The organism is Streptomyces hilarionis (assembly GCF_024539675.1).
Classification (GTDB): domain Bacteria; phylum Actinomycetota; class Actinomycetes; order Streptomycetales; family Streptomycetaceae; genus Streptomyces; species Streptomyces hilarionis.
The window spans coordinates 1-898 of the sequence record NZ_JAHHIT010000364.1 but is presented as its reverse complement, the minus strand read 5'-3'; the positions used below and the strand labels follow the sequence as shown (position 1 = coordinate 898).

Annotated in this window: 1 protein-coding gene; it reads right to left on the bottom strand. The window is 55.2% G+C overall.

All coding sequences use genetic code 11. From position 1 onward, the window contains the following. Nucleotides 1-881 (bottom strand): SulP family inorganic anion transporter (locus KMS84_RS43580; RefSeq protein WP_498066965.1); only part of this gene is annotated, 881 nt, incomplete at its 3' end. Between the last annotated feature and the right edge of the window lie 17 nt (nucleotides 882-898).

Below are 898 nucleotides of genomic sequence, written 5' to 3'. Positions count from 1 at the left end.
CAGAAATGCGCTTGTGTGAGATCGATGGTGACTTTGTTGAGCGCTTCCTTGAAGTCAAAAACTTCAGTGAACTTGTCCGCAGAGCTAAAGAACACCTGGCCCACGACGCGGTAAGTCCGATGCGATTCCGTCTCTTCCAAAGTGCTCTTGATATCCAGGTAGTGCCCAACCTTATTGGCAAAGAACAGCGAAGCCAGCAGCACACCTACCAGTACGCCGTAGGCTAGGTTGTGAGTGGCCACGACGACCACGACGGTCGCCACCATGACGAGGTTGGTCGACAGCGGATGCTCTTTCAGATTGCGCAAGGAATCCCAGCTAAAGGTGCCGATGGACACCATAATCATCACAGCCGCGAGTGCCGCCATAGGGATTTTGGAGAGCCATTCGCCAAGAAATACCACCATCAGCAGCAGGAAAACGCCGGCACACAATGTCGAGAGACGGGTGCGGCCACCAGATTTCACGTTGATGATCGACTGGCCGATCATGGCGCAACCTGCCATGCCGCCAAGCATGCCGGCAGCGATGTTGGCCACACCCTGGCCTTTGCACTCGCGGTTTTTGTTGCTGGTGGTATCCGTCAGACCGTCGACGATGGTCGCGGTCATCATCGACTCCAATAGGCCTACAACTGCCAGCGCTGCGGAGTAAGGAAAGATGATGCGCAGGGTTTCAAAGTTCAGCGGCACTTCAGGCCACAGAAAAATCGGCAGTGTGTCCGGCAATTGGCCCATGTCACCCACGGTACGGATGTCCAGCCCGAGGTAAAAGGCAAGTGCAGTCAGTGTCAGGATGCACACTAATGGCGAAGGAATCAGCTTGCCAATCACAGGTACATACGGAAACAGGTAGATTATCCCTAGGCCCGCTGCGGTCATGGCGTAGACGTGCCAGG